The organism is Pseudomonas sp. CVAP#3 (genome assembly GCF_018986375.1).
GTDB classification, from domain to species: Bacteria; Pseudomonadota; Gammaproteobacteria; order Pseudomonadales; family Pseudomonadaceae; genus Aquipseudomonas; species Aquipseudomonas helvetica.
In genome coordinates this window covers 316,312-335,981 of the sequence record NZ_JAHMSC010000004.1, presented here as the reverse complement: position 1 = coordinate 335,981, position 19,670 = coordinate 316,312, and the positions used below count along the sequence as shown (strand labels likewise).

The window sequence follows — 19,670 nt, the reverse complement described above, 5'->3', positions numbered from 1 at the left end:
ACCTTAGACGTCGGCGGCCGGGCCACCGATTGGGGTTTCCGGACGCTCTTCCTGTACGACAGGAGGAGTACCGGTACCGCCCGACCAGTCACGAGGCTCACGCGGTGTGCGACCGGCCATGATGTCGTCGATCTGTTCGGCATCAATAGTTTCGTACTTCATCAGCGCATCAGCCATGGCGTCGAGCTTGTCGCGATTATCCGTCAGGATCTGCTTGGCCGTGCCGTAGCACTGATCAATGATGCTGCGCACTTCAGAGTCGATCAGCTTGGCAGTCTCGCCCGAGAAGCTGGCGTGTTGACCGCCGCCGCCACGACCAAGGAACACCTCACCTTCTTCTTCGGCATACATCAATGGACCGAGCTTTTCCGACAAGCCCCACTTGGTGACCATGTTCCGCGCAATCTGGCTGGCACGCATGATGTCGTTGGAGGCACCCGTGGTGACACCGTCGAAACCCAGAGTCATCTCTTCAGCAATACGGCCGCCGTACAGCGAGCAGATCTGGCTGATCAACGCACGCTTGGACAGACTGTAGCGATCCTCTTCCGGCAGGAACATCGTCACACCCAACGCTCGGCCGCGCGGGATGATCGAGACCTTGTAGACCGGATCATGCTCGGGAACCACACGACCAACGATCGCGTGCCCCGCTTCGTGATAGGCAGTGTTCTGCTTTTCTTTTTCGGACATGACCATGGACTTGCGCTCAGCGCCCATCATGATCTTGTCTTTCGCCAGCTCGAACTCTTTCATCTCGACAACGCGCTTGCCGGTACGGGCAGCAAACAGCGAGGCCTCGTTCACCAGGTTGGCCAGGTCGGCACCGGAGAAACCAGGCGTACCACGTGCGATAACCGCCGGAGCAACGTCATCACCCATCGGCACTTTGCGCATGTGGACTTTCAGGATTTGCTCACGACCACGAATATCCGGCAGCCCTACGACAACCTGACGGTCGAAACGGCCCGGACGCAGCAGCGCAGGGTCAAGTACGTCAGGACGGTTGGTTGCGGCGATGACGATGATGCCGTCATTCATTTCGAAACCGTCCATCTCTACCAGCAACTGGTTGAGAGTCTGTTCACGCTCGTCGTGACCACCACCCATGCCAGCACCACGATGACGACCGACAGCGTCGATTTCATCAATGAAGATGATGCATGGAGCGTGTTTTTTAGCCTGCTCGAACATGTCGCGAACACGGCTGGCACCCACACCGACGAACATTTCGACGAAGTCGGAACCGGAGATGGTAAAAAACGGGACTTTTGCTTCACCGGCAATGGCTTTGGCCAGCAGGGTTTTACCGGTACCCGGCGGCCCCACCATCAGCACACCGCGAGGAATACGCCCACCCAGGCGCTGGAACTTGCCCGGATCACGCAGAAATTCGACCAGCTCACCCACTTCTTCCTTGGCTTCGTCGCAACCGGCAACGTCAGCCAGGGTGGTTTTCACCTGGTCTTCGGAGAGCAGGCGCGCCTTGCTCTTGCCGAAGCTCATCGGTCCGCCCTTGCCGCCGGCACCGCCCTGCATCTGCCGCATGAAGAACATGAAGACGGCGATGATCACCAGGATCGGGAAGCTGGCAACCAGGAGCTGAGTCCAGATGCTTTGCTGTTCAGGCTGCTTGCCCTCAACGACTACGTGATTATCCACCAGATCGCCGATCAGACCGTTGTCCTGAATGGCCGGACGAATGGTCTTGAAGCTGTCGCCATCATTGCGCTTGCCAGTAATGACATAGCCGTCCACGGCTACGCGCTCGACCTTGCCATCCTTGACCTGCTGGATGAAGTCGGAATAGTTGAGGGTCTGTGGCTCGTTAGGGCTGGAGAAGTTGTTCATCACCGTCACGAGGACAGCCGCGATGATCAACCACAGGATCAGATTCTTTGCCATATCGTTCAATTAACTACCCTCTGAAGCAAGCTCCGCTACTGGCGCGCGCTTCGCATGATATTCACCGGCCTAACTTACTACATTACCTACGGCTCTGGCAGGCGCCGTCTGTAACCCTTTGTGAAACAATGACTACACAATATTCGTTATACCGGCTCTGTAAAGCGATACAAAAAAACCTATCGCCCCCTTAGAAACGCTCGACGCTCTCGGAACCTTCAACACCGCGGAAACCGCGTCCCAGCAAGTACTGCTCGCGAGACCTGTCACGCGAAGACAAAGGCTTGCGCATCTGTACCTTGTCAAACAGCTTGCGGATTTCCTTGTGGTATTCGTCGAAGCCTTCACCCTGGAAGACCTTGATCAAAAAATCACCACCGGGCCGTAAAACCCGACCGGCGAGATCCAGTGCCAACTCGCAAAGGAACATCGCCCGTGGCATATCTACTGCCGCCAATCCACTCATATTGGGGGCCATATCGGAAATCACAAGGTCTACCTGCGTATTTCCGACCGCCTCGAGGATCTGAGCCAGCACCGCATCTTCGGTAAAGTCGCCCTGAATGAAGGTCACATCGGGGATGCTGTCCATTTCCAGGATGTCGGAGGCGATCAAACGACCCTGACCACCAATCAGACGACTGGTCACTTGCGACCAGCCACCCGGCGCTGCACCGAGGTCGATTACGGTCATGCCCGGACGGATCAGGCGATCCTTTTCCTGGATCTCCAGCAATTTGTAGCTGGCACGCGAACGATACCCGTCTTTTTGCGCCATTTTGACGTACGGGTCGTTGAAATGCTCTTTCAGCCAGTTAAGGCTAGTCTTGGAACGGGCCACGGGCCACCTCAAAAAAATAAACGAGTCGCGATTAACTGGGCGGTCCCGGACTCGCTCGGGTAAACTGGCCGCCGCTTTTTACAAGATCAGACGCAGGGGTCAGATTATGCCGCTCACTCAAGAGCAGAAGAAACAGTACAAGTCCATTGGCCACCATCTGAAACCAGTTTTGACTGTGGCTGACAACGGTTTGACTGAAGGTGTTTTAGCCGAACTGGAACGCGCATTGGGCGATCACGAGCTGATCAAGATCAAGCTCAGCATCCTCGATCGCGAATCGCGCCTGGCAGCCATTGCAGAACTGTGCAAGGCCGGCAAAGCGGATCTGGTGCAAGTCATCGGCAAGATGGCGCTGATTTACCGCAAGAACTTCAGCGTCAACAAGCAGTTGTCGAACGTTCATCGCTTCAAGTGATGATACGGGTCAAGGGTGTGCTTCGCGCACCCTGCCACCCCATCCCGGCACCGGCTGTAAAACCAGCAGCAACCCGGAAAAACCCAGCACAAGATAGCTGAACAACAACCAGTGCTGCGCCTGCGGCCAGTCGATTCGCACGACGAAGTACATCGCACTCGCGTATAGCGCCATCAACAGCAGTTGCCCGCGAATATCGCGCCATAGACTGACAAGGCCCTTGGCCTGAACCAGCACCAAAACCTGAAAAACCACGCACGCCGCTGAAAACCCGACCAGCAGCGCACTCAGCATGCTTGAAATTTCTTCGATCAGCAGCGGTGCCAGGCCAATACGGCTCAGCACCGGCAGCAGACCGATGTGCAACAACCACAGGCCACCAACCCATAACATCTGAGTCAGCTGCCAAAGCATGGCGCCCGCACGAAGCAGGCGCTTGCCTTCAGATATGGCGGACTTCGACAATCTCGTACTCGATAACGCCGCTAGGCGTTTTGACCGCCACCACATCGCCCTCTTCCTTGGCAATCAAGGCGCGAGCAAGTGGCGAACTGACGGAGATCTTGCCGAGTTTGAAGTCAGCCTCATCCTCGCCCACGATGTGGTAAGTGACACTTTCATCCGTTTCGACGTTGGCGATTTCAACGGTGGTACCGAAAATCACTTTGCCGGTGTGAGGAATGCTCGTGACATCGATGATCACCGCATTCTGCATGCGGCCTTCGATATCACGGATCCGCGCTTCGACCATACCCTGCTGCTCGCGAGCAGCGTGGTATTCGGCGTTTTCCTTCAAGTCACCCAACTCGCGAGCCGTACCGATGTCCTGGCTGAGCTTCGGACGGACGACCTTGGTCAGGTGAGCGTGTTCTTCTTCGAGGGCTTTCGCCCCCTTAACGGTCATTGGGTATTTGATCATGCCTTCAATCCTGCGTGTAGATCCTGCAAGCGGCGCACAGTCTTCTCGGGACCGAACTTCAGCGCTTCACAGATAGCTTCGCCAGCAGCAATGGTGGTGGTGCAGTAGATCTTGTGCTGCAAGGCATTACGACGAATGGAGTACGAATCAGCGATCGACTGACGACCTTCAGTGGTGTTGATGATCAGCGTGACTTCGTCATTCTTGATCATGTCGACCACGTGCGGGCGACCTTCGGTCACCTTATTCACACGGCGCACTTTCAGGCCTGCAGCTTCGATCAGCTTGGCAGTACCGGCAGTGGCGACCACTTCGAAGCCCAAGTTGATCAGATCACGGGCTACGCCTGCAACCAGCGGCTTGTCATCGTCACGCACGCTGATGAAGGCAGTACCGCCGGTCGGCAGCACTTCGCTGGCACCCATCTGGGCTTTGGCAAAGGCTTCACCGAAGGTGTCACCGACGCCCATCACTTCACCGGTGGACTTCATTTCCGGGCCAAGGATCGGGTCAACGCCAGGGAACTTGGCGAATGGGAACACCGCCTCTTTCACGCTGTAGAAGTTAGGAATGATTTCCTTGGTGAAACCGATTTCCTTCAGGGTTTTACCGGCCATCACGCGAGCCGCGATCATTGCCAGGGAAACACCGATGCACTTGGACACGAACGGTACGGTACGGGAAGCGCGCGGGTTGACTTCGATGACGTAGATGTCTTCGCCTTGCAGCGCCAACTGAACGTTCATCAGGCCGACCACGCCCAGCTCCAGAGCCATCTTCTTGACCTGCTCACGCATCTCGTCCTGGATATGTGCAGGCAGCGAGTACGGTGGCAGCGAGCACGCGGAGTCACCGGAGTGAACGCCTGCCTGTTCGATGTGCTGCATGATCGCGCCGATGACTACGTCGGTGCCGTCGCAAACCGCATCCACATCCATTTCAATGGCGCAGTTGAGGAAGTGGTCCAACAGCACAGGACTGTCGTTGGACACTTGAACCGCTTCACGCAGGTAGCGCTTGAGTTCGTCTTCTTCGTAGACAATTTCCATCGCCCGACCGCCCAATACGTAGGACGGACGCACTACCAGCGGGTAGCCGATCTTGCTGGCAGCGCGAATCGCTTCGTCTTCGCTGCGCACGGTGGCGTTCGGTGGCTGACGCAGGTTCAGACGCTCAACCATTTGCTGGAAGCGTTCACGGTCTTCAGCACGGTCGATGGCATCAGGGCTGGTGCCGATGATCGGTACGCCAGCAGCTTCCAGGGCACGCGCCAGCTTCAACGGAGTCTGGCCGCCGTATTGAACGATCACGCCTTTTGGCTTCTCGACGCGGACGATTTCCAGCACGTCTTCCAGAGTCACTGGCTCGAAGTACAGACGATCGGAGGTGTCGTAGTCGGTGGAAACTGTTTCCGGGTTGCAGTTGACCATGATGGTCTCGTACCCGTCTTCGCGCAGCGCCAGTGCCGCGTGTACGCAGCAGTAGTCGAACTCGATGCCCTGGCCGATGCGGTTAGGACCGCCGCCCAGGATCATGATCTTGTCGCGACCCGATGGCGCAGCTTCGCACTCTTCCTCGTAGGTCGAGTAGAGGTAAGCGGTGTCAGTGGCGAACTCGGCCGCGCAGGTGTCGACGCGCTTGTAGACCGGGAACACTTCCAGCTTGTGACGGTGAGTCCGCAGGCTCTTCTCGGTGACGCCCAGCAACTTGGCCAGACGCTGATCGGAGAAGCCCTTGCGCTTGAGACGGAACATCATGTCGCGGTCAATGCTGGACATGCCCAGCGTCTTGACCCTTTCTTCTTCCTTGATCAGGTCTTCGATCTGCACCAGGAACCAAGGATCGATCATGTTCATGCCGAAGATGTCTTCGACGCTCATGCCGGCACGGAAGGCGTCAGCCACGTACCAGATACGCTCGGCACCCGGCACGGTCAGTTCGCGCTTGAGCACGCTCATGCTTTCCGGATTGCTCAGGTCGAGCTTCTCGTCCAGACCGCACACACCAACTTCCAGACCGCGCAGAGCTTTCTGCAGGGATTCCTGGAAGGTCCGGCCGATAGCCATGACTTCGCCAACCGACTTCATTTGAGTGGTCAGGCGGGCGTCGGCTTTCGGGAATTTCTCGAAAGCGAAGCGTGGCAGCTTGGTCACGACGTAGTCGATGGACGGCTCGAAAGAGGCTGGGGTTTTACCGCCAGTGATGTCGTTCGACAGTTCATCCAGGGTGTAACCCACAGCCAGCTTGGCCGCGACCTTGGCAATCGGGAAACCGGTCGCTTTCGAAGCCAGCGCCGAGGAACGGGATACCCGCGGGTTCATCTCGATGACCACCATGCGGCCAGTGTTCGGGCAGATGCCGAACTGGACGTTGGAGCCACCGGTTTCCACGCCGATCTCGCGCAGTACCGCCAGGGAGGCGTTACGCAGGATCTGGTATTCCTTGTCGGTCAGGGTCTGTGCCGGAGCCACGGTGATCGAGTCACCGGTGTGCACGCCCATCGGGTCGAAGTTTTCGATCGAGCAGACGATGATGCAGTTGTCCTTCTTATCGCGGACAACCTCCATTTCGTACTCTTTCCAACCGATCAGCGATTCGTCGATCAACAGCTCTTTGGTCGGCGACAAGTCCAGACCGCGGGCGCAGATTTCTTCGAACTCTTCGCGGTTGTAAGCGATACCGCCACCGGTGCCGCCCATGGTGAAGGACGGGCGGATGATGCATGGGAAGCCGAGCTTCTCGAGGACCGCGTTGGCCTCTTCCATGCTGTGGGCGATGCCGGAACGCGGGCAAGCCAGGCCGATGGATTTCATCGCCTTGTCGAAACGCGAACGGTCTTCAGCCTTGTCGATGGTGTCAGCGTTGGCGCCGATCATCTCTACGCCGAACTTCTCCAGAATGCCTTCGCGCTCCAGGTCCAGGGCGCAGTTCAGAGCGGTCTGGCCGCCCATGGTCGGCAGCAGCGCGTCCGGGCGTTCTTTCTCGATGATCTTGGCAACGGTCTGCCACTTGATCGGTTCGATGTAGGTGGCGTCGGCCATGGCCGGGTCGGTCATGATGGTGGCCGGGTTGGAGTTCACCAGGATGACGCGGTAACCCTCTTCGCGCAGGGCTTTGCAAGCCTGGGCGCCGGAGTAGTCGAATTCGCAAGCCTGGCCGATCACGATCGGGCCAGCGCCGAGAATCAGGATGCTTTTAATGTCTGTACGTTTTGGCATGGGTAGTCACTCAAATCCGCAGGTCCGACGGCAATCCCCGAGGAGAAGCCGTCTTGATCAATCTCTGAAGCCCTTCAGGGACCGCCGGATTACCGGGGCCACCCTCAGGGACTTCTCGCTACATGCTCAAGCCCGGCGATTAACGTCGCTTGGCCATCTCGTTGATGAAGCGATCGAACAGCGGCGCCACATCGTTCGGACCAGGGCTGGCTTCAGGGTGACCCTGGAAGCTGAACGCGCTCTTGTCGGTACGCTCGATACCTTGCAGGGTGCCGTCGAACAGCGATTTGTGGATCGCCCGAACGTTGCCTGGCAGAGTCGCCTCGTCTACCGCAAAACCGTGGTTCTGGCTGGTGATCATGACGACACCGGTATCCAGATCCTGAACCGGGTGGTTGGCACCGTGGTGACCGTGACCCATTTTCAGGGTCTTGGCGCCAGAGGCCAGGGCCAGCAGTTGGTGGCCGAGGCAGATGCCGAACACCGGAATCTCGGTTTCCAGCACATCTTTAATGGCCTGGATCGCGTAGTCGCATGGCTCAGGGTCACCCGGGCCGTTGGACAGGAACACACCGTCCGGCTTCAGAGCCAGAACGTCAGCAGCCGGCGTTTGAGCTGGCACCACGGTCACGCGGCAACCGCGCTCGACCAGCATGCGCAGGATGTTGACCTTGACGCCATAGTCGTAGGCAACCACGTGGTACGGCAGATCGGAAGCGTCGAGGGTCGCGTGGCTGTCGGTTTTCAGATCCCAGACAGTCGAGCGCCATTCGTACTGCTCTTTGGTGCTGACGACTTTCGCCAGATCCATGCCCTTCAGGCCCGGGAAGCCGCGCGCCGCTGCAATCGCAGCTTCGTCGGAGATGTTGTCGCCAGCCATGATGCAGCCGTTCTGCGCGCCTTTTTCGCGCAGGATGCGTGTCAGGCGGCGGGTGTCGATACCAGCGATTGCCACAACGTTGTTGGCTTTCAGGTAGTCGGACAGGGACATCGTGTTACGCCAGTTGCTCGCAACCAGTGGCAGGTCACGAATCACCAGACCTGCAGACCAGACGCGGTCGGACTCGGCGTCTTCCGGCGTGGTGCCGGTATTGCCGATGTGCGGGTAAGTCAGGGTAACGATCTGTTGGGCGTAGGAAGGATCGGTAAGGATTTCCTGATAGCCGGTCATGGCAGTGTTAAACACCACCTCACCAACGGTTTGACCGTCGGCTCCAATGGCTTCGCCGCGAAAAATGCTGCCATCAGCAAGGGCGAGTATGGCTGGCTTAGTCAAGAAGACCTCCCGTAAATAAAGCCTGAAAGGGCGATCGCAGGTTGCAAAAAAGCGGAGTGACGTATGGACACGTCACCCCGCTTCTTCACTGAATTATTCTGCGCGCTTTTAGTGGACACACTAAAGCTGTAGCTTACAGAAAAAGGCTTTTTTGGTCTACCGCCAATGAGCCTAAAAGGCCGGGGAATGCGACAGGACGTCGCTTGGCGGGATAAATCGGGCTCAAACGCTGTGTTTGAACCCGATTTCGGGGGCATCTTAACGCAGGTCGAGCACGTCTTGCATGTCGTAAAGACCCGGCTCACGACCATCCAGCCACAACGCGGCACGCACCGCGCCCTTGGCGAAGGTCATGCGACTGGACGCTTTATGGGTGATTTCCAGTCGCTCGCCCTCACAGGCGAACAGCACCGTATGATCGCCAACCACATCACCACCACGAACGGTGGCAAAACCGATGGTTTCGCGCTCGCGCACACCGGTGTGACCCTCACGCCCGTAGACCGCAACCTTCTGCAGATCACGATCCAGCGCGCTGGCGATCACCTCGCCCATGCGCAAAGCCGTACCCGAAGGCGCATCGATCTTGTTTCGATGATGAGCTTCGATGATTTCGATATCAGCATCATCACCCAACACGCGAGCCGCCATATCGAGCAACTTCAACGACAGGTTCACGCCAACACTGAAATTGGCCGCGAAGACAATTGGAATGTCCTTCCCCGCCTCGGCCAGCAACTGTTTTTGCGTAGCATCCAGCCCCGTAGTGCCGATGACCATGGCCTTGCCCACCTTGCAGCAGAACGCCAGGTTCTTCAGCATGACCTCCGGGAGCGTGAAGTCGATCAACACATCGAACTCAGCCGCCACCATTTCCAGGCTACCGGACAGCGGTACACCGATCCACCCCAGCGAGGCCAGCTCACCGGCATCCACGCCGATCAGCGTGCTGCCAGGGCGCACGACTGCCGCCGTCAGCCCGGTGAGCGGTGCGCGCTGCTGCACCGCCTCGATCAGGATCTTGCCCATGCGCCCGGCAGCGCCCATCACAGCAATACGTCGCATGCCTGACTCCTTACAGATCGCCGAAGAAGCGCTTCACGCCTTCGAACCAACCGGTGGTTTTCGGCGAATGGCTGTTGTCGTCCGCCAGGGAACTGCGGAACTCTTCCAGCAATTCGCGCTGACGACGCCCCAGATTGACCGGAGTCTCGACCACCACACTGCACATCAGGTCGCCCGCGCCACCGCCACGAACCGGTGCCACGCCCTTGCCACGCACCCGGAACTGCTTGCCGGTCTGCGTGCCTTCAGGAATCTTCAGCCTGACCCGACCATCAAGGGTCGGAATCTCCAGCTCGCCGCCCAGCGCCGCATCGACGAAGCTGATCGGCACTTCGCAAAACAGATGCTTGCCATCACGCTGGAAGATTGCGTGCTCGCGCACGTTGATCACCACGTACAGGTCGCCAGTCGGCCCACCTTGAGTCCCCGCCTCGCCTTCGCCAGACAGACGAATACGGTCGCCGGTATCAACGCCAGCCGGCACTTTCACCGACAGAGTCTTGTACTCTTCGACACGACCTTCGCCATTGCAGGAGTTGCATGGATCGGAAATGATCTTGCCCTGGCCATGGCAACGCGGGCAGGTTTGCTGCACCGAGAAGAAGCCTTGCTGCATGCGCACCTGACCGATACCACCGCAGGTCGGGCAGGTGACCGGCGCAGAACCTTTCTTGGCACCCGAACCGTCGCACGGCTTGCAGTTGACCAGTGTCGGAACACGGATATTCACGGTTGTGCCGCGCACCGCTTCTTCCAGGTTCAGCTCCAGGGTGTAGCGCAGATCGCTACCGCGCTGAGCACCGCCACGGGAACCGCCGCGACCACCACCGAAGAAGTCACTGAACACATCACCGAAGATATCGGAGAAGTTCTGACCACCAAAACCAGCACCGCCGCCACCCATGCTTGGGTCGACACCGGCATGACCATACTGGTCGTACGCCGCGCGCTTGCTGGAATCGGACAGTACTTCGTAGGCCTCGTTGGCCTCCTTGAATTTTTCTTCCGACGCTTTGTCGTCAGGATTACGGTCCGGGTGGTGCTTCATTGCCAAGCGACGGTAGGCCTTTTTCAGGTCCGTTTCGCTCGTGCCACGCTCAACACCCAACACTTCGTAATAGTCACGCTTTGCCATAAGTCTTTGCACTCTTAAGGACGTTCGGCAAACCCCTCCTGAGCTTCGCCAAACTCGTTGAGCCCCAATACAGGCCCGGACCCAACTCACGTCAATTCAACGATCCTGGTCTTTGATTCGAAGCTGGAACACCAGCTTGCTGTTGCGGCATTCATGAATCGGAAAGCAGGAGCATTCCCGACCTTACCGCCAGCATCCGAACGCTGTCGCATGCTGTAAAAATTCGTCTACTCCAGACACGCCAACGCGGGAGCAAGCTCCCGCGCGGCGACATCCTACCAGTCACCGCACAAAGGCAGTCAACCGGCCGACCAACAACTTACTTGTGGTCTTTAACTTCTTCGAACTCAGCATCGACAACGTCGTCAGCCTTTTCGGCCTTCTCAGCGTGCGGTGCCGCACCTTCAGCTGGCTGGGCCTGTTCGGCGTACATCTTCTGCGCCACTGGAGCGGAGACTTTCGACAGCTCCTCAACCTTGGCTTCGATGGCAGCCTTGTCGTCGCCTTTAACAGCGGCTTCCAGGGCAACCACGGCAGCTTCGATTGCGGTCTTCTCTTCAGCAGTCACTTTATCGCCAGCGTCAGCGACCATTTTGCGCGTCGAGTGAACCAGCGCGTCGCCCTGGTTACGGGCAGTGGCCAGCTCTTCGAACTTGCGGTCTTCGTCAGCGTTGGTTTCAGCATCGCGAATCATCTGCTGAATTTCTTCCTCGGACAGACCGGAGTTGGCCTTGATCACGATCGACTGAGTCTTGCCGGTGGCCTTGTCTTTGGCGCCTACGTGCAGGATGCCGTTGGCGTCGATGTCGAAGGTCACTTCAATTTGTGGCACGCCACGTGGTGCTGGTGGAATCTCGGCCAGGTCGAACTTGCCCAGGGACTTGTTCTGGGCAGCTTGCTTACGCTCGCCTTGCAGCACGTGAATGGTCACTGCGCCCTGGTTGTCATCGGCAGTCGAGAACACTTGCGATTTCTTGGTAGGAATCGTGGTGTTTTTCTCGATCAGCGCAGTCATCACGCCGCCCATGGTTTCGATACCCAGAGTCAGCGGGCTGACGTCGAGCAGCAGAACGTCTTTCACGTCACCGGCCAATACTGCGCCCTGGATAGCAGCACCCATGGCAACCGCTTCGTCCGGGTTAACGTCTTTACGTGCTTCTTTACCGAAGAACTCGGTCACCAGCTTCTGAACCAGTGGCATACGGGTCTGACCGCCGACCAGGATCACGTCGTTGATCGCGCCAACTTCGATACCCGAATCTTTCAGTGCAATGCGGCAAGGCTCGATGGTGCGTTGAACCAGGTCTTCAACCAGCGCTTCCAGCTTGGCGCGGGAGATTTTCACGTTCAAGTGCTTAGGACCGGTCGCATCTGCAGTGATGTACGGCAGGTTAACGTCGGTCTGCAGGCTCGAAGACAGCTCGATCTTGGCTTTCTCAGCAGCTTCTTTCAGGCGCTGCATGGCCAGCGGGTCACCTTTGAGGTTCATGCCGCTTTCTTTCTTGAATTCGTCAACGAGGTAGTCGATCAGACGAATGTCGAAGTCTTCACCGCCGAGGAAGGTGTCACCGTTGGTGGCCAACACTTCGAACTGGTGCTCGCCATCGACTTCGGCGATCTCGATTACGGAGACGTCGAAAGTACCGCCACCCAGGTCATAAACGATCACGGTGTGATCGCCCTTGGCCTTGTCCATACCGTAGGCCAGAGCGGCTGCAGTTGGTTCGTTGATGATGCGTTTTACATCCAGGCCAGCAATACGGCCGGCGTCTTTGGTCGCCTGACGCTGACTGTCGTTGAAGTAGGCCGGAACAGTGATGACCGCTTCAGTCACAGTCTCGCCGAGGTAGTCTTCGGCGGTTTTCTTCATCTTCTTCAGAATTTCAGCCGAGATCTGTGGCGGCGACATTTTCTGGCCGTTCACTTCAACCCAAGCGTCGCCATTGTCAGCCTTGGCGATTTTGTAAGGGACCATCTTGATGTCTTTCTGTACGACTTCTTCGTCGAACTTACGGCCGATCAGACGCTTCACCGCATACAGGGTGTTGTGCGGATTGGTCACAGCCTGACGCTTGGCCGACTGACCCACCAGGATCTCGCCATCGTTGGCATAAGCGATGATCGACGGCGTCGTGCGCGCGCCTTCAGCGTTTTCAATAACTTTGGCTACGCCGTTTTCCAGCACGGAGACGCAGGAGTTGGTAGTCCCCAGGTCGATACCGATAATTTTGCCCATGTTCACTCTCCCGAAACTTTGGATTTGGTTGCCGCAGCAGTGGTGGCTAACTGCGGTAGCACTTAAACGCTTGACATCTAAATGGGGGCCTTACGGCGGATTTCAAGCCTGCTCGTCAATCGAAGGCGAAACCGGCGCCGGAGCCTTGCTGACCACGACCATGGCCGGGCGCAGCAGACGACCGTTGAGCATGTAACCCTTCTGGAACACCTTGAGCACGCTGTTGGGCTCGACGTCTGCACTTTCCTGCATGGCCATCGCCTGATGATGTGCAGCGTTGAACGGCTCACCTTCAGGATCGATCGCTTCCAACTGATAACGCTTCAGGGTGTCCTGGAACATTTTCAGGGTCAGCTGGATGCCTTCACGCATAGGGCGGATGCTTTCGTCGTCCGGGTTGGACAGCTCAAGACCACGCTCCAGGCTGTCGACGATCGGCAGCAAGTCGTTGGCGAACTTCTCTAACGCGAATTTGTGAGCTTTTTCTACATCCTGCTCAGCGCGACGGCGGACGTTCTGCAGATCGGCAGCAACACGCAAAGACTGATCCTGCGCGCCAGCCAGTTGCTCTTCGAGCACTTGTACACGAGCCGCCAGGTCTTCACCCGATGCTTCGGGAGCCTGATTGGCGTCTGGATTTTGCGTATCCAGCGTCTGTTCGTCAGCCATAGATTTCTCCTTTCAAAATCGTGCGCGAACTCGACTCGCGCTTCTGCCCCGGTATATGGGGTCGCAAATTCCAGGTTCAAGGGCTGCCGGAGCGCTGAACGCCATTACCCTTACAAAACGACTGATTTAATATCCCGGCGGTTTTAAAAAAATCCATTTCCCAAGCAAATCGAGCTAAACACGGGCATTGTCAGCCAGAAACAAAACACTGTATAAATAACCAGACTTAAAGCCTGGGAGCGGCCTCTATGCTGGTGCACCTGTCCGTACATAACTACGCAATCGTTGAACATCTCGATCTGGAACTTGATCGCGGGATGAGCGTGATCACAGGGGAAACCGGCGCCGGCAAGTCGATCATGCTCGATGCCCTGGGCCTGACACTTGGTGATCGCGCCGACAGCGGCGTGGTTCGCCCAGGCGCCGAGAAGGCCGACATCCTGGCCACGTTCGACCTGGCCGATATTCCGGAAGCCAGTACCTGGCTGGCCGAGCGCGACCTCGACACCGACGGCCCATGCATCCTGCGCAGGGTGATTACCGCCGAGGGTCGCTCGCGCGGCTACATCAATGGCAGCCCCTGCCCGCTGGGCGACCTTAAAGCCCTTGGCGAACTGCTGATCGATATCCACAGCCAGCATGAACACCAATCGTTGCTGAAAACCGACACGCACCGTCGGCTGCTCGACGAATACGCCGGCGCCACGGACCTCGCCCGCCAGGTGCAACTGGCCGCCCAGCGCTGGCGCCAGACTCGCCAGGAGCTGGAGCGCCTCTCCAACTCCGGCGACGAGCAGCGCGCTCGCCACCAATTGCTCAGCTATCAACTCGAAGAGCTGGAAAACCTCGGCCTCGGCGAAAGTGAGCTTGAGCAACTGGAGCAGGAACACAAAAACCTGACCAACGCCGAAACCTTGCTGGGGATTTGCCGACAAGTGGTCGAGCAGTGCAGCGAAAGCGATTCCGGCAATGTACTGAACGCCCTGACAGCCAGCCTCAATCGCCTGTCGAGCGTGAACAATTCGGTCGGCGCCCTGGGCGAAGCAACCAATCTGCTGACCAGCGCGCAAATTCAGGTGGAAGAAGCTGTCGGCGAACTGAACCGTTTTCTCGACCATTTCGATGCCGATCCGGCACGCCTCCAGCAACTCGAAGAGCGCCTGGATTCGATCTACACCCTGGCTCGCAAACACCGGATTCAACCCACCGAAGTCGCGGAGCTTCAGCAACGACTGCTGGACGAAATCGAAACACTGAATGCCAACGACGAGTCCATCGAACGACTGAGCGAAGAGCTGGGTGCATTCGCCCGGCATTACCAGGAAAAAGCCCGGGAGCTGAGCGATCTGCGTCATCAGGCTTCGACCAGCCTGGCCAATGCCGTCGAACAGGAAATTCAACGCCTGGGCATGCCCGGCGGCCGCTTCACCATTGAGCTACACCCCAACACCAGCACTGAACTGCTGCCCAACGGCCTCGAACAGGTGGAACTGCTGGTCAGCGCCAACCCAGGGCAACCGCTCAAGGCACTGGCCAAAGTCGCATCGGGGGGTGAGTTGTCACGAATCAGCCTGGCCATCCAGGTGATCACCGCACAAACCTCGCGAGTGCCAACACTGGTGTTCGACGAAGTGGACGTCGGGATTGGCGGCCCGACAGCGGAAATTGTCGGCCAGCTCTTGCGCCGCCTCGGAGAGCGCGGACAGGTGCTGACCGTCACGCACTTGCCGCAGGTAGCCTCCCAGGGCCATCAGCATCTATTTGTCCACAAGGTGCGCGGTGACGATGCCACGCACACCGCCGTGTCCAAGCTGAGTAAAAACGAGCGTATTGAAGAAGTGGCACGAATGCTGGGAGGGATCGACCTGACCAAGGAGTCCCTGGCCCACGCAAAGAAAATGGTCGTGACGGCAAAAATCTAAAGTCACCAGACAGCACGAAGGCGACCCTTGGGTCGCCTTCGTTCGTATCGCGGACCAGAAATCCGCGCGACATGCTTACTTTTTCTTGCGTACGTACAGCACCAGGTTGTGATCCACCAACTCGAAGCCGTGCTTCTCGACGATTGCCTTCTGAAGCTTTTCGATTTCTTCCTCGAAGAACTCGATCACTTCACCGTTCTCCACGTTAACCATATGGTCGTGGTGACCGCCGTCCGCCAGTTCGAAGACCGCGTGACCGCCGTCGAAATTGTGACGGACCACCAGACCAGCCGCTTCGAATTGGGTCAGCACACGGTAAACCGTGGCCAGACCGACATCCTCGCCAGCTTCCATCAGCGCCTTGTAAACATCTTCAGCACTCATGTGACGTTGCTCGGCGGAATCGAGCATTTGCAGAATTTTGACCCGTGGCAGGGTCACTTTAAGGCCGGCTTTGCGTAGTTCGCTATTTTCAACCATGGTCAGCTTTCTCGCGATGCTGCTTCGCAGCTACTCTTAATGCGGGTATGATCGGCGTTTACGTTGTCCCAGCCAAGATAGTGGAAGTCGCCCACCGATGCAAAACACCAAGCTCTTGCTAACCAGTTTCACCTTTGTGGGACTGCTCGCACTCGCCGGTTGTTCATTCCCCGGGGTTTACAAAATCGACATCCAGCAGGGCAATGTCGTCACGCAGGACATGATAGACCAGTTACGCCCGGGAATGACCCGTCGGCAAGTACGGTTTATCATGGGCAACCCTCTGCTGACCGACACGTTCCATGCCGATCGCTGGGATTACTTGTATAGCCTGCAGCCAGGCGGCGGTGAACGCCAACAGGAACGCATCAGCGTTATCTTCAACCCTAACGACCAGCTAGTCAGCCTGTCGGGCGATTTCATGCCTGGCGTGAGCCGTGACGAAGCGATTCTCGGCAAGAACAGCGGCACCACCGTAACCGCCCCTGCTGAAAACGCCGAGAAGCCAAAGCCAGAGAAACCGGTAAAACCAGGTTCGCTGCTGGACCAGATCCAGAAGGACGTCGACAAGGTCGAAACCGTTCCGGTCCCGACGCCAACACCGTTGGACACATCGCCGCAGTAAATTGCGACACGACAAAAAGCCCGGCATGCCGGGCTTTTTGTTGCCTGCCATTTGTGAAATCTACTGATCCCGAGCCTTGGCCTGCGCCGCAGCCTTGGCCGCACGAAGCCGGCGAACCTCTTTTGGATCCGCCAGCAACGCTCGATAAATCTCGATGCGGTCACCCGCCTGAATCTGACGGTTCTCGGGATCGGCAATAACCTTGCCAAAAATCCCTACAGGGCAAGTCGTCAGGTCCAGTTCGTGAAACTGCTCGGCGATGCCTGATTCAGCCAGCGCCGCTCGCAAAGTAGTGCCTACAGGCACCGCCACCTTGAGCAACACCTGGCGATCGACAGCGGCATACACCACCTCGACCTCAATCACCGACTCAACCATGCAGCTGTTTGGCGCGTTGGCAGAACGCGTCCACCAGCGTGTTAGCCGCCTGATTGAACAACGGCCCCAGGGTCGCCCGAACAATCGGCCCGGCATAATCGAACGACAGGTCCAGACTGATCTTGCAGGCCTTCTCACCCAACGGCTTGAACACCCAAACACCATGCAGCTGATTGAATGGACCCTCTTCGAGATTCATCTCGATCGATTGCCCAGGCACCAGCGTATTGCGCGTCACGAAATGCTGGCTTAACCCGCCCTTGGCCACACCCACGCTTGCACGCATGTGCACGGCAGAGCTTTCCAGCACTTCAGCCTCGGAACACCAGGGCAAAAACTCCGGATAACGCGCCACGTCATTGACCAGGTCATACAGCGCTTGCGCCGGATACGGCAACAGGGCCGAACGTTGAATATGTGTCGTCATGTCAGCGTCACTTCCACAGCTGGGCGGCAAACACTACAAGAATGCCGATTGGCGCCACATAGCGCATCAAGAACAATGTCAGAGCAAACAATGCCGGGCTGCGCATCGACAGTTCGTCGCGCACCGCTTCACGGCCCATCACCCAACCTGCAAACACCACAAAGCACAAACCACCGAGCGGCAACATGATCCGCGAGGTGAAGAAGTCGATCACGCCAAAGAAATCCAGTCCATTTTGCGCCCCCCACTGGTAGAGGTGAAACGCACCGCCATCATTCACGAAAAACTTGGCCTGCTTCCAGATATTGAAGGAAAACACCGTTCCCAAGCCAACAAACCAGCAACTGAATGCCAGCCAGAACGTCACCCAGCCACGACGGATGTTGGTCCGCTCAATCAGGTAGGCCACCATCGGCTCCAGCAAGGAAATCGCCGAACTCCAGGCCGCAATCGCCACCAGTACGAAAAACACCACACCCATCAACTGGCCGAATGCAACGTTACCAAAGGCAAATGGCAGACTGACAAACATCAATCCTGGCCCTTCGCTTGGGTTCAAACCGGCAGCAAACACAATCGGAAACAACGCCAGACCGGCCAGCAGCGAAACAAAGGTATCCAGCAACGCAACGCCGACGATGGTCCCGGAAATCGACGAATGCTTAGGCATATAAGCGCCGTAGATCATGATCGAGCCCACACCGACACTCAGGGAAAAAAACGCATGCCCCATGGCTGGCAGCAAGCCGTCCAGCAATTTGTCCGGGTTGAAGTCGAACATGAAATGCACGCCTTCCATGAAGTGTCCGGTGGTCAGGCTATAGCCCAACAGAATCACCAGCATCACGAACAGCAACGGCATCATGATCCGCAAGCTGCGCTCAAGCCCCGCGACGACGCCTTTAGCAATAACGAACGCCGACAGCAACATGAAGAGGGTGTGCCACAGCGTCAGACGCCAAGGGTCGGCGATCACCCCGCCAAAATAGGCGCCGACCTGATCGGCCGTCACGCCCTGGAAGTCACCACGCCCCATGTCGATGATGTAATCCAGCGACCAACCGCCCACCACACTATAGAAAGACAGAATCAGCAGTGCCGTGATCATCCCGGCAAACGCGCCCCAGGACCATTTCGCCGAATGCCCGGCTTCAAGCGCCAGCACCTTCAAGGCGTTTGCCGGACTTTGCCGGGCACGGCGACCGATCAGGGTTTCGGCCAGCATCACCGGCACGCCGATCAGCGCAATACACGCCAGAAACACCAACACAAACGCGCCGCCGCCATAGACGCCGACCATGTAGGGAAACTTCCAGATACTACCCAGCCCCACGGCTGAACCGGTCGCAGCGAGTATGAAAACCCAACGGCTAGCCCAACTACCGTGGACTGAAACCTTGTCTGACGACATCCTGAACACGCCCAACCGATCAAAAAAGAGGGCGCATTGTCCGGGATTCACTCAATGCGCTCAAGCACGCAGGTTCACCGTAGCCGACTCGCGTGCAACTCCCTATAATGCCGCCCCTATGGCTAAACAGAAGAAACACCCCGAAGGGACCATCGCGCAGAATAAAAAGGCGCGACACGATTACTTCATCGAACATCGATTCGAGGCTGGCATGGTCCTGGCCGGCTGGGAAGTAAAGAGTCTGCGTGCAGGCAAGGCACAACTGGTCGACAGTTATGTGCTGCTCAAGGATGGCGAGGCGTGGCTGCTCGGCAGTCATATCACTCCGCTGACCACCGCCAGCACCCACGTCATCGCCGACCCGACGCGCACGCGCAAGCTGCTTCTCAACCAGCGCGAGCTGGAGAAGCTGTTTGCCGCCGTGCAACAGAAGGGTTACGCCTGCGTCTGCCTGTCGTTGTACTGGAGCAAGCACTTGATCAAGTGCGAGATCGCTCTGGGCAAGGGCAAGAAGGAATACGACAAGCGTGATACCGAGCGCGAACGCGATGCCGGTCGCGAGTTGCAGCGAGCGGTGCGGAACAAGGGCAAGGAAGATTAATCTTCCAGCCTGAACGCGACCACTGTGGCGAGGGAGCTTGCTCCCGCTCGGCTGCGAAGCAGTCGTAAAACGGTAAACATATTCCGTCTGCGCGATTGTAATGACTGGCTTGAGGGGCGCTTCGCACCCCAGCGGGAGCAAGCTCCC

The 19,670-nt window shown here is 57.7% G+C and carries 18 protein-coding genes; 4 read left to right on the top strand and 14 right to left on the bottom strand.

Going from position 1 to position 19,670, the window contains the following annotated elements; translation table 11 throughout:
- Window positions 1-3 precede the first annotated feature (3 nt).
- Together ftsH and rlmE are read right to left on the bottom strand one after the other, a co-directional pair.
- Window positions 4-1,905 (bottom strand): ATP-dependent zinc metalloprotease FtsH, encoded by a 1,902-nt coding sequence (gene ftsH, locus KRR23_RS09900; protein WP_054594064.1) that lies wholly within the window; start codon window positions 1,903-1,905, stop codon window positions 4-6.
- A 190-nt stretch (window positions 1,906-2,095) separates the two neighbouring features.
- Complete coding sequence (gene rlmE / locus KRR23_RS09895; RefSeq protein ID WP_019691786.1) at window positions 2,096-2,746, bottom strand: 23S rRNA (uridine(2552)-2'-O)-methyltransferase RlmE; 651 nt, start codon at window positions 2,744-2,746, stop codon at window positions 2,096-2,098.
- A 106-nt stretch (window positions 2,747-2,852) separates the two neighbouring features.
- On the opposite strand from rlmE, the gene KRR23_RS09890 reads away from it, so the two are divergent.
- Window positions 2,853-3,161 carry a YhbY family RNA-binding protein gene (locus KRR23_RS09890; protein ID WP_019691785.1) on the top strand — a complete coding sequence of 103 codons (309 nt, stop codon included), beginning with the start codon at window positions 2,853-2,855 and terminating at the stop codon, window positions 3,159-3,161.
- 9 nt (window positions 3,162-3,170) lie between these two features.
- On the opposite strand, the gene KRR23_RS09885 is transcribed toward KRR23_RS09890, so the two are convergent.
- The 8 genes from KRR23_RS09885 to grpE form a co-directional block, all read right to left on the bottom strand.
- Window positions 3,171-3,575 carry a hypothetical protein gene (locus KRR23_RS09885; RefSeq protein WP_054594065.1) on the bottom strand — a complete coding sequence of 135 codons (405 nt, stop codon included), beginning with the start codon at window positions 3,573-3,575 and terminating at the stop codon, window positions 3,171-3,173.
- 28 nt (window positions 3,576-3,603) lie between these two features.
- Window positions 3,604-4,080 carry a transcription elongation factor GreA gene (gene greA / locus KRR23_RS09880; RefSeq protein WP_054594066.1) on the bottom strand — a complete coding sequence of 159 codons (477 nt, stop codon included), beginning with the start codon at window positions 4,078-4,080 and terminating at the stop codon, window positions 3,604-3,606.
- The gene (gene carB / locus KRR23_RS09875; RefSeq protein ID WP_216742357.1) at window positions 4,077-7,298 is read right to left on the bottom strand and encodes a carbamoyl-phosphate synthase large subunit; all 3,222 of its coding nucleotides are present in this window, start codon (window positions 7,296-7,298) and stop codon (window positions 4,077-4,079) included. Before carB ends, greA begins: the two co-directional genes overlap by 4 nt.
- Before the next feature lie 139 nt (window positions 7,299-7,437).
- Window positions 7,438-8,574: a glutamine-hydrolyzing carbamoyl-phosphate synthase small subunit gene (gene carA / locus KRR23_RS09870; RefSeq protein ID WP_216742356.1), complete on the bottom strand. Its 1,137-nt coding sequence runs from the start codon at window positions 8,572-8,574 to the stop codon at window positions 7,438-7,440.
- A 258-nt stretch (window positions 8,575-8,832) separates the two neighbouring features.
- On the bottom strand, window positions 8,833-9,639 hold the full coding sequence (gene dapB, locus KRR23_RS09865; RefSeq protein ID WP_216742355.1) for a 4-hydroxy-tetrahydrodipicolinate reductase: 807 nt from the start codon (window positions 9,637-9,639) through the stop codon (window positions 8,833-8,835).
- A 10-nt stretch (window positions 9,640-9,649) separates the two neighbouring features.
- Entirely contained in the window at window positions 9,650-10,774 is a 1,125-nt protein-coding gene (gene dnaJ, locus KRR23_RS09860; RefSeq protein ID WP_054594070.1) for a molecular chaperone DnaJ, read from the bottom strand.
- Between the two features lie 319 nt (window positions 10,775-11,093).
- Window positions 11,094-13,010, bottom strand: a complete 1,917-nt coding sequence (dnaK, locus tag KRR23_RS09855) for a molecular chaperone DnaK (protein ID WP_216742354.1) — start codon at window positions 13,008-13,010, stop codon at window positions 11,094-11,096.
- Window positions 13,011-13,112: 102 nt separating this feature from the next.
- On the bottom strand, window positions 13,113-13,679 hold the full coding sequence (gene grpE, locus KRR23_RS09850) for a nucleotide exchange factor GrpE (RefSeq protein ID WP_054594072.1): 567 nt from the start codon (window positions 13,677-13,679) through the stop codon (window positions 13,113-13,115).
- A gap of 248 nt (window positions 13,680-13,927) precedes the next feature.
- Between grpE and recN the strand changes: the two genes are divergently transcribed.
- Window positions 13,928-15,601, top strand: a complete 1,674-nt coding sequence (gene recN, locus KRR23_RS09845) for a DNA repair protein RecN (protein ID WP_216742353.1) — start codon at window positions 13,928-13,930, stop codon at window positions 15,599-15,601.
- Between the two features lie 75 nt (window positions 15,602-15,676).
- On the opposite strand, the gene fur is transcribed toward recN, so the two are convergent.
- Window positions 15,677-16,081 (bottom strand): ferric iron uptake transcriptional regulator, encoded by a 405-nt coding sequence (gene fur / locus KRR23_RS09840; RefSeq protein WP_019691775.1) that lies wholly within the window; start codon window positions 16,079-16,081, stop codon window positions 15,677-15,679.
- Window positions 16,082-16,178: 97 nt separating this feature from the next.
- Here fur and KRR23_RS09835 point away from each other — a divergent pair, with 97 nt between their 5' ends.
- A complete protein-coding gene (locus KRR23_RS09835; protein ID WP_054594074.1) occupies window positions 16,179-16,706 on the top strand; it encodes an outer membrane protein assembly factor BamE in 528 nt (175 codons plus the stop codon).
- 60 nt (window positions 16,707-16,766) lie between these two features.
- Here the strand turns inward: KRR23_RS09835 and KRR23_RS09830 are convergent, their stop codons facing one another.
- Genes KRR23_RS09830 through KRR23_RS09820 form a run of 3 tightly spaced genes read right to left on the bottom strand, consistent with a single transcriptional unit; the run spans window position 16,767 to window position 18,922 of the window.
- Window positions 16,767-17,084: an RnfH family protein gene (locus KRR23_RS09830; RefSeq protein ID WP_216742352.1), complete on the bottom strand. Its 318-nt coding sequence runs from the start codon at window positions 17,082-17,084 to the stop codon at window positions 16,767-16,769.
- The gene (locus KRR23_RS09825) at window positions 17,077-17,511 is read right to left on the bottom strand and encodes a type II toxin-antitoxin system RatA family toxin (RefSeq protein ID WP_145015679.1); all 435 of its coding nucleotides are present in this window, start codon (window positions 17,509-17,511) and stop codon (window positions 17,077-17,079) included. The genes KRR23_RS09830 and KRR23_RS09825 overlap by 8 nt, the downstream gene beginning before the upstream one ends.
- Window positions 17,512-17,518: 7 nt before the next feature.
- Complete coding sequence (locus tag KRR23_RS09820; protein ID WP_216742351.1) at window positions 17,519-18,922, bottom strand: sodium-dependent transporter; 1,404 nt, start codon at window positions 18,920-18,922, stop codon at window positions 17,519-17,521.
- Window positions 18,923-19,040: 118 nt separating this feature from the next.
- On the opposite strand from KRR23_RS09820, the gene smpB reads away from it, so the two are divergent.
- The gene (gene smpB, locus KRR23_RS09815) at window positions 19,041-19,523 is read left to right on the top strand and encodes an SsrA-binding protein SmpB (protein ID WP_019691770.1); all 483 of its coding nucleotides are present in this window, start codon (window positions 19,041-19,043) and stop codon (window positions 19,521-19,523) included.
- Window positions 19,524-19,670: the final 147 nt, after the last annotated feature.

Coding starts and splice junctions, on each gene's coding strand:
- smpB (WP_019691770.1), top strand. CDS start 19,041: ATGGCTAAACAGAAGAAACACCCCGAAGGGACCATCGCGCAGAATAAA.
- dnaK (WP_216742354.1), bottom strand. CDS start 13,010: ATGGGCAAAATTATCGGTATCGACCTGGGGACTACCAACTCCTGCGTC.
- fur (WP_019691775.1), bottom strand. CDS start 16,081: ATGGTTGAAAATAGCGAACTACGCAAAGCCGGCCTTAAAGTGACCCTG.
- ftsH (WP_054594064.1), bottom strand. CDS start 1,905: ATGGCAAAGAATCTGATCCTGTGGTTGATCATCGCGGCTGTCCTCGTG.
- grpE (WP_054594072.1), bottom strand. CDS start 13,679: ATGGCTGACGAACAGACGCTGGATACGCAAAATCCAGACGCCAATCAG.
- dapB (WP_216742355.1), bottom strand. CDS start 9,639: ATGCGACGTATTGCTGTGATGGGCGCTGCCGGGCGCATGGGCAAGATC.
- dnaJ (WP_054594070.1), bottom strand. CDS start 10,774: ATGGCAAAGCGTGACTATTACGAAGTGTTGGGTGTTGAGCGTGGCACG.
- KRR23_RS09830 (WP_216742352.1), bottom strand. CDS start 17,084: ATGGTTGAGTCGGTGATTGAGGTCGAGGTGGTGTATGCCGCTGTCGAT.
- KRR23_RS09835 (WP_054594074.1), top strand. CDS start 16,179: ATGCAAAACACCAAGCTCTTGCTAACCAGTTTCACCTTTGTGGGACTG.
- KRR23_RS09885 (WP_054594065.1), bottom strand. CDS start 3,575: ATGCTTTGGCAGCTGACTCAGATGTTATGGGTTGGTGGCCTGTGGTTG.
- KRR23_RS09825 (WP_145015679.1), bottom strand. CDS start 17,511: ATGACGACACATATTCAACGTTCGGCCCTGTTGCCGTATCCGGCGCAA.
- recN (WP_216742353.1), top strand. CDS start 13,928: ATGCTGGTGCACCTGTCCGTACATAACTACGCAATCGTTGAACATCTC.
- KRR23_RS09820 (WP_216742351.1), bottom strand. CDS start 18,922: ATGTCGTCAGACAAGGTTTCAGTCCACGGTAGTTGGGCTAGCCGTTGG.
- carB (WP_216742357.1), bottom strand. CDS start 7,298: ATGCCAAAACGTACAGACATTAAAAGCATCCTGATTCTCGGCGCTGGC.
- greA (WP_054594066.1), bottom strand. CDS start 4,080: ATGATCAAATACCCAATGACCGTTAAGGGGGCGAAAGCCCTCGAAGAA.
- KRR23_RS09890 (WP_019691785.1), top strand. CDS start 2,853: ATGCCGCTCACTCAAGAGCAGAAGAAACAGTACAAGTCCATTGGCCAC.